This is a genomic window from Streptomyces noursei ATCC 11455, assembly GCF_001704275.1.
Lineage (GTDB): Bacteria > Actinomycetota > Actinomycetes > Streptomycetales > Streptomycetaceae > Streptomyces > Streptomyces noursei.
In genome coordinates this window covers 89,013-104,052 of sequence record NZ_CP011533.1, presented here as the reverse complement: position 1 = coordinate 104,052, position 15,040 = coordinate 89,013, and the positions used below count along the sequence as shown (strand labels likewise).

At 66.8% G+C, this 15,040-nt stretch carries 11 protein-coding genes; all 11 read left to right on the top strand.

From position 1 onward, the window contains the following. The first annotated feature begins 79 nt into the window (after nt 1–79). The 11 genes from SNOUR_RS45070 (at nt 80) to SNOUR_RS45800 (ending at nt 14,469) form a co-directional block, all read left to right on the top strand. Complete coding sequence (locus tag SNOUR_RS45070) at nt 80–1,987, top strand: helix-turn-helix domain-containing protein (protein ID WP_312635760.1); 1,908 nt, start codon at nt 80–82, stop codon at nt 1,985–1,987. Nucleotides 1,988–3,132: 1,145 nt separating this feature from the next. Further along, complete coding sequence (locus SNOUR_RS45805) at nt 3,133–3,447, top strand: hypothetical protein (protein WP_159425720.1); 315 nt, start codon at nt 3,133–3,135, stop codon at nt 3,445–3,447. Nucleotides 3,448–3,778: 331 nt separating this feature from the next. Beyond that, nucleotides 3,779–5,035, top strand: a complete 1,257-nt coding sequence (locus tag SNOUR_RS00405; RefSeq protein WP_159425719.1) for an MSCRAMM family protein — start codon at nt 3,779–3,781, stop codon at nt 5,033–5,035. A 202-nt stretch (nt 5,036–5,237) separates the two neighbouring features. Further along, a complete protein-coding gene (locus tag SNOUR_RS42005; RefSeq protein WP_159425718.1) occupies nt 5,238–5,957 on the top strand; it encodes a sortase in 720 nt (239 codons plus the stop codon). Nucleotides 5,958–6,498: 541 nt separating this feature from the next. Next, nucleotides 6,499–7,806, top strand: coding sequence for an MFS transporter (locus SNOUR_RS00395; protein WP_067342917.1), 1,308 nt, complete (start codon nt 6,499–6,501; stop codon nt 7,804–7,806). Then, complete coding sequence (locus tag SNOUR_RS00390; protein WP_067342915.1) at nt 7,806–9,134, top strand: ATP-grasp domain-containing protein; 1,329 nt, start codon at nt 7,806–7,808, stop codon at nt 9,132–9,134. The genes SNOUR_RS00395 and SNOUR_RS00390 overlap by 1 nt, the downstream gene beginning before the upstream one ends. Then, on the top strand, nt 9,122–10,351 hold the full coding sequence (locus tag SNOUR_RS00385; RefSeq protein WP_159425717.1) for a hypothetical protein: 1,230 nt from the start codon (nt 9,122–9,124) through the stop codon (nt 10,349–10,351). The genes SNOUR_RS00390 and SNOUR_RS00385 overlap by 13 nt, the downstream gene beginning before the upstream one ends. Then, nucleotides 10,348–11,391, top strand: coding sequence for a GNAT family N-acetyltransferase (locus tag SNOUR_RS00380; protein ID WP_067342912.1), 1,044 nt, complete (start codon nt 10,348–10,350; stop codon nt 11,389–11,391). The genes SNOUR_RS00385 and SNOUR_RS00380 overlap by 4 nt, the downstream gene beginning before the upstream one ends. A 257-nt stretch (nt 11,392–11,648) precedes the next feature. Then, nucleotides 11,649–13,385 carry an acyl-CoA dehydrogenase family protein gene (locus tag SNOUR_RS00375; RefSeq protein ID WP_099055615.1) on the top strand — a complete coding sequence of 579 codons (1,737 nt, stop codon included), beginning with the start codon at nt 11,649–11,651 and terminating at the stop codon, nt 13,383–13,385. A 54-nt stretch (nt 13,386–13,439) separates the two neighbouring features. After that, nucleotides 13,440–14,324 (top strand): IS982 family transposase, encoded by an 885-nt coding sequence (locus SNOUR_RS00370; protein ID WP_067342910.1) that lies wholly within the window; start codon nt 13,440–13,442, stop codon nt 14,322–14,324. Beyond that, entirely contained in the window at nt 14,314–14,469 is a 156-nt protein-coding gene (locus SNOUR_RS45800; protein WP_159425716.1) for a hypothetical protein, read from the top strand. Before SNOUR_RS00370 ends, SNOUR_RS45800 begins: the two co-directional genes overlap by 11 nt. Nucleotides 14,470–15,040 lie beyond the last annotated feature (571 nt).

The following is a 15,040-nucleotide window of genomic DNA, read 5'->3' as shown; positions in this document are numbered from 1 at the left end:
TCGCAGCGAGGGGTTTCGGGAGAGTCGACCGATCGGGGGCGAAGTGAAGGACCGAGGCGAGAGTTTCCCCTTGGGGAATGTGGCGCCGGGGGAACCGCTAACGGCTGGCGAGATCGTTCGCTCAAGGCGTTTGGCGCTGGGGTACAGCCAAGAAGAAGCCGCCCTGCGCTTCGGGGCCTCTCCGAGGTGGTGGAGCGGCATCGAGAACGGAGCCCACATCACGGCAGGCGCCGCGGTTGCACTCCAGCACTTCCTTAAAATGCCCCGGGAGGACGCCGACCAGTTCTTCGGGCTGGTGAACGGCAGTGTGCGGTTCTTTAAAGGTATCCGGGACGTGGGACTAGACAGCGTGACGCGAAGCTGGGTATCGGCGCATGTAGCCCCTCTCCGGGAGCCAACGGTCTTGCTGGACGGGGGGTGGAACCTCCTCCACTGCAATGCGGCCTGGGCAGCACTGTTTGGCGACTTCCCGCCACACCCGACAGATCACCCGCTCGACAACCCTGTGCGCTTCATGCTCTTCCACCCGCGTGCACAGGAAGTCTTTCTGAATTGGGAACAAGGGTGGGTCTTTACCATCCTGTGTCAGTTCGCTCACCACTATCATCTCAATCACGACAATCCGGAGCTCCGGCACATGCGCCAGAGAATCAGCGAGAGTGATGTTCTAGAGAGACTCTTTACCGTGGACGTGCGAAAGGAGCTCACCACTCATGGGCTCGACCGGATATACGCATCAGATGGAGAAGTGCGGGAAATCTACGTACCGGGGAAGGGAGAAATGCAGTGCCGCTTGACGACCTGCATTCCATGGCACGGACGTTGGGTTGGATACCAGGCATGCAAGCTCAGTAGTGTCATCAAGGGGCAACCTCTAGTGGATTTGCCACCCAGTATCTACGAGAGTGATGCCACCGTGCCCAATGGCCTGAAGATCGCGTCGGAAGCTGTCGATAGTGCCTCCGGCAATCACCCGCCGCAAGCGCGCGCTGGATACCAAAAGGATCGAGACCGTGCAATAGCTGTTCGGCTAACACAAGGTCTTCGATATCCAGACGTGGCCGTCACTGTAGGTCAGATTCTGCGCTACTACCGCGAGCTACCCCCGAAAATCCCGCAAAACAGGATCCGCCACGTAACGCCGCTCAAGATTTCTGATCGAAAGTACCGGGACCTGGAGTCTGACACTGCGCTTCCCCAGCTCGACATGTTGCCCACGATTAAAGAGGCTTTGAAGATCCCTACATCTGTAACCCGTCTCTTGCATCGGATGATCAGCGGTGGGCATCCACCCACGATCGGAGTCCGTGGAGGCGCAGAGTTCGAGAGCCAGGCCCGGGTCTGGGCGCGAGAATTTATAGATGACGCCGTCCAGCCGATCCCGTCTTCCCTCGAAGACGGACAGTGGAACGTTATTGCGCATAACGCGGCCTATGCAGCCCTCTTTAGTCATGCTGCAGACAACGAGAACCACCCCACGAAAAGTTCGTTCCGCTACGTCATGTTCCATGAAGATGCACGGCACACTCTTGCGAATTGGCACGAGGAATGGCTTGTGCCATCGCTCATCGAGTTCGGCGCAAAGCTCATATCTCACGGGGATGACTGGCACCCCGAACTTGCACAGATGTACGAAGAGGTGCGCCAAGACCCTCTCCTGTGGGACACATTCAATGGGCGAGTGAGGGCAGAGCTGCGTAACGGTGGAATGGATTCCGGATTTCTAATCGACGGTGGGATTCGAGGCTTCAACCTACCCACGGCCGAATATGACCCAAGTAAGCCAGCGGAAAACCGGAAGCGCTACCCGGTTCTCATCACCTCTTCCTCGCCACTGCATATGTTCGTGAACTACGGCGGACAGGCGTTCAGCGCGCAAGTGCTCGAAGAATCAGGGCCCTTCGGAGAATTGGCGCCAGTACGGCAACTTCCCATAGTTCCAGGTTTCACGGCCCGCCCCGGAGGTCTGCTTGCAACCGCAGGATGACCAGTCAAACGGGCACCCTCATCCATAGAACATCGCATTCCCTTGCCCAAGAGCCGGGCAGTCCTGACACAGGGCTGCACACGTGAGAGCCGAGCAGAGGTTGAGGACCGCTGAGCTCCACGTCGCTGACCGATCATCATCGGATGCCGCGGCCGCCGTGGGCCATCGACCAACCGATCAGCGTGCTGGCCGATGCGGGTGCCCCTGCCCCCGGGGGCAAATCGAAGACTGCTGCCCGCCAACTCGGCGCTCGCGGCCTGCCCGCCTGCGGTGGCTCGGGTGTGCTGCTCGATGCGCGGGCGTTGCTGCCGTTCGTCCTCGTACCGTCTCGGGCCACCTCGATTGAGCAGGTGGGATGGTCGCGCCGGCTCAGGACGGGACGAGCTCTGCTGGCCCGTGGTCGAGCGAGTGCGCGCCGTCGAGGAGCGGGCCGAGGTCTGCACCGGCCCGGCCATCACACTCCACGAGACTCGTCGGGCTGAACCGCCAAGCTGGAAGCGGTGGGCGCGGTCCGCCCTCTCAGAGCCACATGGCCATAGCTGTCTCGTAGAAGGCCGGATCTTCGGCGACTTGGGTAATTGAGGTGGTCGCGGTCGGACTGTGCCGGGGGATGGCTATGCGCTGTATCGACTGTACCGAGCCCGCGGCCCCTCGGGGCCGCTGCAAGAGCTAATCGCCGGACGACACCAGCATCAACCTCCTGTTCTCATACTCAATCACAAGCATTTCGACTGGCGAAATTTCATGCAGCGGAGCGCATTCGGCGTCAAATTTCTCCAGGCGAAGAACCATCCTCATTTCCCGGCTGCAGCGTTGTGCAACCTCCGCATCGCTGGTCGACTCAGTGGCGTCACGGTCCGCGTAGCCCTCGGCAGCGTGGATATGTCAATTCTGAAGCTCGCAGGGTACGGAACGCTCGGGAACCTGTTTCACATTCTCGTCCGGACGGCGCAGTCGCTTCTTTGAAGTGAGGAAAGCGGCCAGTTCTGGGATCGACAGGGGGCCGATTGCGCAAGTTCCCTCTACCGCGAGTGCGATCAGCTCTTTGCGTCATCGTGCTACACAGCCGCTGACGCGGACACGGAGGTCCCATGAATTCCCGATGGCTCCGCAACGCAGCCACAGCCGCGGTCACTGCTGGCCTCATGACCGCCGGCACTGTGGTCGTGGCCACCCCCGCCACCGCCGCGAACGGGTCGATATGCGGCGGCTTCATAGAAGCCGTCAAGGACCATGGAAACATTCAGGGCGCCACGATGGGGAGGGTGACCACTAGCGCGCTGAACTTGCGTACGCGTCCATACGACTGGGCCAGCTCCAAAGGAATTCTGTACAAAAAGCCGAGCTTTTGGGCGTACTGCTCCACGGGCCATTGGCGTTGGGTCAAGATCGAGGTGCTCAACGGCCCATTGAAGGGCCAATATGGGTGGGTTGATCGCTGGTACACCTCGCTGTACTGAGCCATTCTGCACCACACCGTCTCTGTTCCGCACGCACTCGAAGGCCGGGGACGGCCGAGGAATTCCTCATGGTTCCCCGGCCAACTCCGCCCAGCTCGAATGCAGCCGTAGTACAAGCACCGCCACCGAGGTGAACGGTGGCGCGAGGTGGCTGGAGGCAGAGGACCGCGACCGAGCACGAGAGGTCGTCGGACGAACTGCCGGCACCTACATGCCTTGTGCCGCCAGCGCCACTGACACGAGACGGAAACACCGCGCCACCCCCCCATCCCGTGGACCACGGCACTTGAGCCGCCCTGTCCTCCACAACAACCCCACACTGGAGAGATCCATGAGTACGACAGCATCGCGTGCCGCCACGACCGGTCGCCGATCCCGCCTCCGGCGGCCGATCCTGACGGCAACGGCGGTCGCGCTGGGGACCGGCCTGATGTTCGCACCGTCGGCGCACGCCCTCGACAAGTGGGGACCGGGGTACACCGTCCCCAACGGGCAAGGAGGAGTCAGTCACTTCGGGGCCCTGGGCAAGCCGGGCAGCCTGTACCCGCACGCCGTCGCGCACGCCTACTGCGCCGATCCGTTCCTGGCCGGCCCGCGCAAGGGTGTTCACTACGGCCCGTTCACCCCGTTCAAGACCTGGACGTCCAAGGCGACAGGGGCCCAGGTCAGCCAGTCCGACCTCATGCGCGCCGCCTTCATTCTCAGCGACACCCACACGCCCTACGACGATCAGGCGGCAGCGGCGGACACTGCCATCACCACCTACCTCAACCGCGGCACAACCTACGCTTTCCCCGGCGGCCAGCGGGCCACCGAGCGCCTGAACTACCCCAACGTGCCGGCGTCCGTGAAGACTCTGGCCACCAGGTACATGAACCTGGCCGAGAGGTACGCCGGGCCCTACCGGGTCAACATCCACACCCTCAGCGGCACCGTCACGCCCGGCAAGCAGGTGCCGATCAGTGTGGACGTCACCTCCGCAACCGGTCACCGTCTGCCCCACGTAACGCTGAACTTGAAGGCCAGCGGCGCCTCGACCGCAGCTACCCGCGTCACCACCGACGACGCAGGAACTGCCCGAACCACCCTGATAGCCAGCAAGGCCGGCGCGATCGACCTGACTGCCCGCGCCGGAGTGCTGCCCAGCACCACGCTGTACGCGCAGCTCCCCGACACCCCCGACGCCCAGCGCCTGGTCGTCACCGGTGGCCGCTCCTCGGCCACGGCGACCGCGCATCTGAAGGCCACCGCCACCGGGGGCACACTGCAGGTCGTCAAGATCGCGGCCGACTCCCACACGGTGATGGGCGACGTCAACTTCGCGCTCAAGGACAGCCGCGGCGCCACCGTCGCGCAGGGCATGACCGACTCCCACGGCATCTGGAAGGCAGATGGGATCCCGGCCGGCCGCTACACCCTTCACGAGGTCAAGGCGGCCCCCGGCTACCAGCTCGCCCCGGACCGCGCGGTGACCATCGGTGACCTGGTGCCCGGCCAAGTCACCATCACCGACACCAAGATCGCGGAGCAGCCCGCGCCGCGGCCGCGCCCGATCGTGATCCACGAGCTGCCGCAGACCGGCGCCTGACCTAACAGGTACTCCCCAAGTCCGCAGCGGCGGGCGAGCACGCCCCCAGCACGCCCGCCCGCCGCTGCACTGCCTGCCGACCCTGGCCCACACACGCTGGACGGACAGCATGCCCGAACAACCCCACGTTCCGCCGGACGCATCCCCTGCCGGCGACACACCGTCACCCCGTAGCCGCAGGCGCCGCAACACAGCGATCACCGTGGCCATCACCGCGGCCGCCGCAGTGGCCCTGGGCGCGGCGCTCGCAGTGCCACACGCCAACGGCCAGTCGACGGCCGCCCCGTCAACTGCCACGCAGCACTCTGCCGCGTCCCGGCCCTCGACCTCTGCTACCAGCACCCCGGCCTCCGCCTCGTCGACTGACCGAACCAACACATCAGCCGACGAGGCGCACCGCATCCTGCGCAACTGGGGCGCGGCAAATCCCGCCGGTGCCGGTCGACATGCCGTCGGCACCGAGCCGGCCGCCGGGGTTGCAGGCCACATCCAGGAGATTCTGCGCATCCCCGCACTCGGGAATGCATGGGCGCAGCCGATCTACGAAGGAACCGGATCAGCGCAACTCCACTCAGGTGTAGGGCACTTTGAAGGGACGGAGGAGCCCGGCCAGATCGGCAATTTTGCCGTAGCCGGACACCGCAGCGGGGTGAGCGCCCCGCCCTTCAGAGACGTTGACCGCATCACGGTGGGCTCGCATATCAACGTCACGACCGCCCACCGCGTCACCTACATCTACACAGTCACGAAGGTCGTCACCGTTCCGCCCAGCGCGGTCGGCTACCTCGGGCAGGTGCCTGGCCACCCTGACGCCACACCCACCCAGCCGGAGATGACGATCGTCACCTGCTGGCCGGCCCTGGGACATTCAAAACGCACCATCATCGTCGCCGCCCTCACCGCCAAGGGCGGCGGTCTATGATCCCCAACTCCTCGATCACAGCTGGCCAACCGGCCCTCGACGGGCACTGCTCGACGCCGTGCACGTCCGAAAGCAGCCCCCGAGCAGAGCGCGCGAACTCCCCGGCCTCCTCATGAGCCCACCGCGCCCTGCCCGCACCACCCTCCCCGCGATCACCCGCCATCGGCAACAAGGCGCCGCGCTCCACCAGATGAAGCGCCTCGGCGACCTTCTTCGCTCAGCGAAACAGCAGCCCAGCCTCCTTGGAGACACCGTTGTGATGTTGCCGCGAGCCCTGGTCCACTCTCCGACAGCACCAGCTGGCAGCAGACCCGCCCACGCATAGCCATAGGGCACTGCCCCGTGGCGTTGATGCGGACTGCACTGGTCTGGCCGAGATCGACTGCCCTCCCCCAAGGTGACCTCGGCTACAAGGGTGCCGCCGCCGCGTGTGGGAGGCGACGGCACCCCCTTCCCGCAGTTCCCACAACCAGCCAGGTCCGGGTGTGGCCGGCACGTCGACCTCGCCCTGACGACAGGCCAGCACCGCGGAGGAGACGAGATGCGCCGAGTCATCGCCGCTCTGCGAACCACCGACGCACTGGCCACCGCCATCGCCACCTACGGCATACCGCTGCTGGTGCTGACCACCACCGGTTCATCGACCCTGACCGGACTGGCCTTCGTCGTTGAATGGGGCCCACGTCTGACCGCCTACGCGATAGGCGGCTCCGCCCTCGATGCCTTCCGCACCATCACCCTGCTGCGCCTGACCTCCGTCACGCGCGCCGCCCTATTGACGGCCGCCGCGGCGACGCTGAGCGCCCTCGCCCCCGCCGGACCGGCAGCCACCGCCGTGGTGCTGGCAACCGGAGCGACCAGCGGGATCCTGGGCCAGATCTCCTTCATGGGCACCGAGACCCTCGGCGCCCATCTCACCCGCCAAGCCGCCCACGACGGGCACCGCATCCAAGCCTGCCAGGTCGCCATCGACCAGGCCGCTCTGCTGGCCGCACCCCTCCTGGGCAGCCTGCTGCTCCTTGCCAGTCCCCAAGCCCTCCTGGTCGCGGTAGCCCTTCTGTCTGCCCTCGCAGCCCTCACCACGACCCTTGTTCAGGACACCACCGCCGACGCGCCACCCCCGAAGCGCACAAGCGTGGTCGCAGGACTGGTCACCGGATACCGGACGGTGCGCGCCATCCCCGCGCTGACATGGCTCGTCATCGGGTTGATGGCCAGCAACTTCGCCGTCGGCGCCTTCCAGGCCAGCTCACCGATCACCTTGCTCGACACCTTCGGCCGCTCCTCCCTCCAGACCGGAGCTGTATGGAGCGCCGCCGGAGTGGCCTCGCTGGTGACCTTGAGCCTGTGCGGCCGCGCAGTCGACCGGTGGGGGCTCTGGCCTGTCGGCGCGGCCGCCGCCGCAGCGGCCTGCCTGGCGTGTCTGACCGCCGCAGTAGCCGGAACGTTCGCCCTCTATGCGGTAAGCGTCGCGGTGCTCATGGGCGCCGAAGGCGCCACCACCGTGGTGCTGCGGACACTACGCGCCCGGCTGATCCCACAAGACCTCTTCGGGGTGACGTTCGCCGCCACCGCTGTCCTGGTTGTCGTGCCGATGCCCGTAGCCGGCCTGATGGTCGCCGCGGTGCCTGCCCCCAGTTTGCCCGCGCTGCTGCTGGCCGCCGCCGCCCTCCAAGCCTTCGCCATGACCGCGGCGCTGATCGGCCTGTGGCGCCACCGCGACTCCTACACGCCACCAGCCCCCGCCTCGGCTTCTACCACCGGCAGACAGCGGCGGCTGTTCCCCCGGTGCCACACCCAGCACTCCACACCTTCAACAAATACCCGCCACCTGGAAGGAACTCCCTGATGCGCGCCATCACCTCTTCTTCGCGTCCGGTGCTCGTCGTCCTGGGCGCCGGCGATGCCGACATGCGCGCCTTCACCCTGGAGCAGATCGCCGCTACCCACCCCGTGCTGCTCATGGACACAGACCCGCCGGCCTGGGCCTGGCCCCACACCGCCGCCATGTGGGACATCGACCTGCGCGACCACGACGCCGTGGCGGCCGCGATCACGCAGCTGCACACGGACCGCGGAGTAGCCGGCGTGACGACCTACATGGAGCACCACGTCGAGCTCGCCGCGCGCTTGGCCGAGGACCTCGGCCTGCCCGGCGCGAACACGGCCGCGATGCACGCCTGCCGCGACAAAGCCCTCGCCCGCACCGTGTTCGCCGAACACGCCGTGCCCTCCGCGGCGTTCGCCGAGGTGCAGAACGAACAGGAGGCCGTCCGGCAGGCCAAGAAGGTGGGATACCCGGTCGTCGTCAAGCCCCGGGGAATGGCCGGGAGCATCGGAGTACTGCGAGCCGACACCCCTGACGAAGTCCGCCGCGCATTCGAGACCGCCTCTGAAGCGACCGTACTGGGACTGCACGACTACGCCGTGCGAGGCACCCTCGTGGAGGAGTACTTGCCCGGCCCGGAGATCAGTGTCGAATGCATCGTCCTAGGCGAGACCGACATACGAATCATCGCCGTCACCCGCAAGAGCCTAGGACCCGAACCACGGTTCGTGGAGGTCGGCCACCTGGTCGACGCCCATGACCCGCTCCGCAACGACCACACCATCGCCGAGGTGACCACGGCGGCCATCCGTTCCCTGGGCATACAACTGGGCGCAGTTCATGTGGAGTTGCGCCTGACCAAAGCCGGCCCCCGCGTGGTGGAGGTCAACGGCCGCCAAGCCGGCGACCTTATCCCGCTCCTGGTCCAGCTCGCCACCGGCATCAGCCTGCCCCGCGCGTCAGCAGAACTGGCACTGGGCCGCACCCCCGACCTCACCCCCACGCGCCAGGACGCCGCCGCCATCCGCTTCCTCTACTCCTCCACCGTCGGCCAGATCGAGCACCAGCGTCTCGACGACTCCCACACGCCCGAAGACGAGAACCCAGGCACCACCGACCAAAGCACGCTCCGGCAGACCAACATCTCCAGCTGGCTGGAGCGCATCGTGTGGACACGACAGGTCGGCGCCATCGTCGAAGACGGCCTGACCATAGAGGACCGCCTGGCCCACTGGGTCGTCACCGGCCCCAACATCGCCGCATGCGAGAACCGCCTGGCGGAGATGGACAAGCGCGTCACCTGCACCATCACCCCCCTCGCACCCTTCGCCAGCACGTGCGTGCGCTGACCGCCCGCCCGGAGCACAACACCATGAACGCGTCCAGCAACATCACCCCCGCACACCGCGCCCCGACCCCAAGCGCCATTGTCATCGTGGCGCCCACCAGCGCGGAACTCCCCACCTGCGCACGCCAGCACAACACCGCCATCGCCGTCCATCTCCCACCGCACGGGCTTCCGCTCACCCATGCCACCGAGCTCCCCCATGGCTGCCCCTACGCCGCGATCGTCCAGCACGTGAGCCTGCGGCGCACCTTCAAGGAACTCAACGCCCACCACGTCACCGCCGTCCTGGCCGGCAGCGCCCACGGCATCAATCTCGCCGAGCAGATCGCCGCAGCCCTTGGCCTGCCAACAAACGGCTCTAGCACCGCACACGCCCGCCAAGACCGGCACGAACAGGCCCAAGCCCTCCGACAGGCCGCCCTGCCGGCGCCGTGCGGCATGCGCACCACCAGCCTGACCACGGCCACCCGCTGGATGCGGTTCCTCCGCGCGACCGAGTACGTCCTGACACCGGCCAACACCTCCGTCGCGGGAGCCCGCATCTGCCGTAGCCCCGCCGACGTCCGCGTGGTCTGGCCGAGCCTGCAACGCACCGCTCGAAACCGCGGGGGAGGCAGCGACCTGGTCCTCCAAGAGCGCCTCGCCGGCCCACAATACGTGCTCCACACCCACACGCACCGCGACCTCGAAGGCGCCCCCACCCACACCGTCACCAGCCTGTGGGCCTCCACCCGCACCGCCAGCCTGCTGCCCGACCGCGACGACCAACTCGACCCCACCAACGCACTGGCGCGCTCCCTGACCCGCTACCTTCAACCCGTCCTGGACCGCCTCGGCGTCCGTACAGGACCCGCCCGGACCCGCATCGTCCTCACGCCCGACCGCGGCCCCATCCTGCTCTCCCTCCAAACCACCGCGGAGCCCCCGCCCACCGAGCACCGCGCCGGCCACCACACAACCCGCATCACTCTGATCGCCCCCGAGGACGCCGTCATCGACGGCCCCACCCTGCGAACACTGACCTGCCTGCCCACGGTCAGCGGCTTCACCCCCACCCTCACCCCCGGCGCACCCGTGACCCGCACCATCGACGCCGACACATCCCCCGGGGCCCTCACCCTGACCTCCGCCCACCCTCAGGCGATCACAGATGACCACCACACCATCCGCCGCGCCGAAGCCCGCGGCCTGTACCACCTCGCCCGGAGGCCCCGGTGAAACTCCTCGACGCCTGCCGCACCCGCCACAACCAACCCCCCCATCACATCCCCCTGCGCGTCCTGGAAGGCCAGCCCGCCCAGGACTTCCTCACCCATCGCTGGCCAGCGATGTACACACATGATCCCGACGCCACGCCGTATCAATCACCTCGATTCCTGCGCGCCTGGGCCTCCCTGCTGCCAGCCAATTCGGTTCCGCTCATCCTCGTCGCTGAGGGCCCCGCCCCCGCTGCCCTGGCCCTGACGCTGTCGCGCACCAGCGAGCGAGGGCAGCCCACCCGCATCCAACCGCTCGGCTCACCGCACGCGGAACAGGTGCGCCCCGTCGGGCCCGGTGCACACCACCCGGCCGTCGCCCACGCCCTGGCCCGCTACCTCGGAGCCGCCGCGAGCAGCGAGACCCACGTCGTCGTCCCCGACCTGCCCACCCACACCCACCTGGGCCACATCCTGCAGGCGCAGCCCGCCTGGCAGCACCGCACCGTCGACTACGCGACCGTCCCGCTCCCCGTCCAGTACGCCAACATGAGCCCCTCCACGCGGCGTGAGCACGCACGCCGGGAACGCACCTGGGCGCAACTGGCTGCCGACGGCAGGGTGCTCTACTCCCGGACTCGGACCCAGACTGAACTCGCCGCGGCCACCGCCATCGCCGAGCAACTGCACCAGCGCCGCTGGGCCGGACACCCCGTCCTCCACGATGCGGACCCCGGGGCTCTGCTTGAGGTGGTCCGCCGGATCGGCCCGCAGGAGGCACTCGTCGCCAGCCTCCGTCTGGATAACACTCCCGTGGCAGCCGCGGTCTGCCTTTATCGCGGCGACACCTGCTACTCGGTGCTACCCGCCATGGCACCCGACCATCCCGAGCTGGCATTCGGCCACGCGTTGACGCGCCTTCTCACCAATGATCTTGCCCGCAGCGGCTACCGCCGACTCGACCTCGGCCGCACCCTGCCCGACCCAGGGCAGCACCGCTACAAGACCGCATATTTGTGCGAGTGGACCACGACGCTGACAGCCGAGGCCGGAACATGGTGACCTCCGCTGCGCTCCACCCACGATGCCTGGCGTCGGCGGCGCTGAAACCTGCATCCCCGTGGGGCGCCCCGGCCCGGCCGACACCCGCATCGAGACAGATGCCCTCAACAACCACCCTCGTCGGCTCCGACTTATGCACCGCACGCAATTCCCCGGCAGGCCGACCACGGCCTGAACCCCGCACCCACCCGGCGGACGGCACGTCCGCACACATCTCAAGCGAGGCCCCCGTGCACTACACCACCACTGGTCCTCAGATGGACCACACCACCGCCGACGCCCTGACACAAGCTCTCTTCGAGCCCGATGACTTCGAGACCGTCCACGAACCCTGGCGCGGCCTGATCGGCAACCCCGGCTTCCGCCACGACGACGCCCTGCCCGACCACGAGCGCATCGCCCAGTCCTACCGCCGACTCCACGCCATCAGCGATCTCCTCGCCCACCCCTTCGCTCTGGCCGAGGACCCCATCCGCCTGGCCGGCCTGCACGAATGGATAGCCATCGCCGATCCGGCCACCGCCTCACTCGCCTCAATCCATCACAACCTGTATCTCGGCAGCATGGCCGAAGCCAACCAACACTTCACTGTCGACCTCACCCACACCGGCGTCTTCCTCGTCACGGAGATCGGCGCTGGCTGCAATGCAGCCGAACTGCGAACCACTGCCACCTGGGACCCAGCAACACGCACCTTCGACCTCCACACACCGGATGCCGGCGCAAGGAAGTTCATGCCCAATACCGGGCCCATCGGCGGTGCGAAGGACGGTGTTGTCGCCGCTCGCCTGCAGGTCAACGGAAACGACCACGGCGTCTTCCTCTTCCACGTATCCATCACCGACCCCACCGGGCACCCACACCCCGGCATCGACGTGGACACCCTGCCGAGCCGATCCGGCAACAACCCACTGGACCACAGCATCACCACTTTCCACCACGTCAGACTGTCGCGCTTTGCGCTGCTGGAAGGCGACCACGGAAACCTGTCCGCGAACGGCTCCTTCATCAGCGCGGTGGAAAAGCCCCGTGCCCGTTTCCTCCGCAGCATCCGCCGCGTCACTGCCGGCAAATTGGCAATGTCCGCAGGGTGCCTGGGCGTAGCCCGCGCCGCGATGGACATCGCCACACGCTACGCCCACAACCGCTACATTCCCGGCAGGTCCGAGCCCGTTCCCATCGTCAGCCACCGAACCCACGCCGAGCGGCTGACCACGCGCGTCAGCACTCTCTACGCGCTGACGTGTCTCCACCGGCACACCCTCCATGCCTGGGCCGCTCACGACCAGACCAACCAGGAAGACCTCGAACGCGACATCGCCCTGGCCAAGGCCACGATCACCTGGGCATGTCTCGACATCGTCACCGAGGCCAGGGAACGATGCGGCGCCCACGGGATCCTCCTCGTCAACGCCTTGGGAGGGATGGCCGACGCAATCTCCGGGGCCATCACTGCCGAGGGCGACAACCTTGCGATCACAGTCAAAGCCGCCGGCGAGCTCCTTTCCGCAGACGCACTGCTCGACGCCACCGCCGACCATCAGGGCCTCATCGTCACATCCCTCGATGAACAGACCCCCCTGGAAGATCTGTGCCACCTGCTCGCCTGCGCCCGGGACCTGTTGGCCATCACCGCCTGCTCACGCTTCATGACCTCCGACACCAAAGGATTGGGCCGCTGGAACGGCAGCAGCCGTCCCGCCGTTGACGCCGCCACCCTTCACACCGCCGTCCAAACCGGCAACGCCTTCCGCCAAGCCATCGACGGCTGCCGCCATCCGCAAGCCAAAAAACTGCTCCGCGACATGTGCCGCCTGGTCCTGCTACGGCAGCTGGCACCCCACATCACCACACTCGTCAGTCGCGGAAACCTCACCGAAGACGCCGCCCTCACGCTCCCCGAACACATCGACAACACCGTCGACCGCCTGACCCCCCACCTCCTCACCCTCACCGACGCCTTCGCGCTCCCAACCGAATACCTAGATGAATGAGTCCGATGTTTGTGCTGGCCGCGACCATGGCGAAGGGCGCCCGTTGGCTCGTGTGTGACGACAAACCTGGACGCCCTTCTGGCGGCACTGTACGTGTTCATCGACGACCATGTGGCCCCGCGTCGCCGGATCGGGCGACCCCCGAAACTGACAGACGCCGAACTGCTGTGCCTGGCCGTCGCCCAGGTCCTGCTGGGCTTTCCCTCAGCCAGGCACTGGATCCGCTTCGTACACGCCCGCCTGGGACACCTCTTTCGCTATCTACCCCAACAGTCCGCCTACAACAAGCGCCTCAACGCAGCCGGCCCGCTGATCAGCCGCGTGATCGAGACCTTGGCCAGGCAGGTTCCCACGTGGAACGACAACCTGCGGTTGATCGATTCCACACCTGTGCCCTGCGCGGCCTCCCGCGAGACAGTCAAACGCTCCGACCTGGCCGGGCACGCCGGATACGGCTACTGCCCAAGCCATTCCCGCTTCTTCTGGGGATTCCGGCTCTACCTGCTGACCACCGCCGAGGGCATGCCGGTGTCCTGGTGCCTGGCCAACCCCAAACTCGGTGAACGTCAGGTGATGACCGCGCTGCTGGAACGCGACCACCACCTCATCCGCTCCGGTCAAGTGATCCTCGCGGACAAGGGCTTCGCCGGGCGGGAGTTCGAGGCGTTCCTCGAAGAGTGCCTGGGCGTCCATCTGGTGCGGCCGGACATGAAGAACGAGCCTGTCCGACATGGACGCCTGGCCCACGTCCGCCAGTGGATCGAGGCGGTATTCGACACCCTCAAAGGCCAGCTCAGCCTGGAACAACACGGAGGCCGAACACTCGCCGGTGTCTTCGCCCGCACCGGTCAACGACTCCTCGCCCTGGCCACGGTGATCTGGCACAACTGGACCACCAACGCCCCAGCCAAACGATCACTGATCGCGTATGACCACTGAAGACATCGGACTCATTCATCTAGCCACCATCCCCATCGCCAACGCCAACTACCAAGACCACTACGGCGCCACGCCCGGCACCACCACCCGCGACGAAGCCGACCAGCCGCACCATCACCAAAGCGTCCAGAACTGGCCCCGATGACAAACCCCATCACCCCTCTGCCATGCACCGTCGTCGCAGCCGCGTTAGTGCCGATGCACCGGCCAAGACCAGCACACCCCGCGCGCAGCCCCGATACCGGCAACCGCGACACCACCACGACGTGCCTTCGGTGGCGCCCCCGCACCACAGGACTGCGGAGTGCTCGCAAGCGGCATCGGCACCGCCGCACATGACCGGCATACGCCCGCACATGCGAGTCCTGCGCACACCCAACGGGACCGGTCGCATGCGCCCTTCGAGAACCGCGCCCCGCAGCCCGAGCCCGAGGCCGTCTACGCCACCGGCTGCTCTCACGCCGCGCTTCTCGCACGCCGACCCGCCACCAGACCCCATCCGCCAGGGAGCAAGGCCGAGCACGACTCCCTTCACCGAACCTTCAGCCAGCCAACCCACCAGCAAACGCAACTCACCGGCGCGACCGGAGAGGACCGGAAGCTGGCTGAACAACCCCTTCCAGCCCCCGATATCCCCAACCCGCACCGAACCCGGCCCGATCCGAGCCCACGAGACAACGTCCTTCAGGAGACATGCCGATGACCACACCACCGGC

What these genes read in the sequence shown, in the direction of transcription:
- SNOUR_RS45800 (WP_159425716.1), top strand. Translation starts at nt 14,314, where the DNA reads ATGACCACTGAAGACATCGGACTCATTCATCTAGCCACCATCCCCATC.
- SNOUR_RS00375 (WP_099055615.1), top strand. Translation starts at nt 11,649, where the DNA reads ATGGACCACACCACCGCCGACGCCCTGACACAAGCTCTCTTCGAGCCC.
- SNOUR_RS45805 (WP_159425720.1), top strand. Translation starts at nt 3,133, where the DNA reads ATGACCGCCGGCACTGTGGTCGTGGCCACCCCCGCCACCGCCGCGAAC.
- SNOUR_RS00405 (WP_159425719.1), top strand. Translation starts at nt 3,779, where the DNA reads ATGAGTACGACAGCATCGCGTGCCGCCACGACCGGTCGCCGATCCCGC.
- SNOUR_RS00395 (WP_067342917.1), top strand. Translation starts at nt 6,499, where the DNA reads ATGCGCCGAGTCATCGCCGCTCTGCGAACCACCGACGCACTGGCCACC.
- SNOUR_RS00390 (WP_067342915.1), top strand. Translation starts at nt 7,806, where the DNA reads ATGCGCGCCATCACCTCTTCTTCGCGTCCGGTGCTCGTCGTCCTGGGC.